This window comes from Flavobacterium supellecticarium, assembly GCF_004801375.1.
Taxonomy (GTDB): domain Bacteria; phylum Bacteroidota; class Bacteroidia; order Flavobacteriales; family Flavobacteriaceae; genus Flavobacterium; species Flavobacterium supellecticarium.
Map to the genome: position 1 here is coordinate 1 of NZ_SSNZ01000025.1, position 556 is coordinate 556.

The 556-nt window shown below is 46.6% G+C and carries 1 protein-coding gene; it reads right to left on the reverse strand.

The annotated features are described in order from the left end of the window. Positions 1-556, reverse strand: a 556-nt coding sequence (locus E6C50_RS17500; protein WP_136404540.1) for a DUF7507 domain-containing protein, incomplete at both ends; no start/stop codon positions are given.

Genomic DNA, 556 nt, shown 5'->3' on the forward strand with positions numbered 1-556 from the left:
TACTGGTTCCTGAGGTATCCTGAACCGGATTACCCTGTGGCGATGTACCACTTGCAATAGCCGTGTTACTAATCTGACCGTTATTAATGTCTGATTGCGTCAATACATAAGTAGCTGTAGCCGTTCCGATAGCGCCCGGTGCTAATGTAGCCGGCGTTACCGCTAAGTTGGTTACACCTAATAGTACATCGTTGATCACAAGACCGTTAACCGTTACGTTACCCGTATTGGTTACGGTAAACGTATAGGTAATTGTCTCACCTACCTGTGCAAAAGTATCCGCGTTGGTATCGTTAAACACCGCTGTTTTTACTAAGGCAATCGCAGGGTTTTGTGGTAAGGTTGTTACCGTTGGCGTATCATTCGTTGTACTGGTTCCTGAGGTATCCTGAACCGGATTACCCTGTGGCGATGTACCACTTGCAATAGCCGTGTTACTAATCTGACCGTTATTAATGTCTGATTGCGTCAATACATAAGTAGCTGTAGCCGTTCCGATAGCGCCCGGTGCTAATGTAGCCGGCGTTACCGCTAAGTTGGTTACACCTAATAGTGC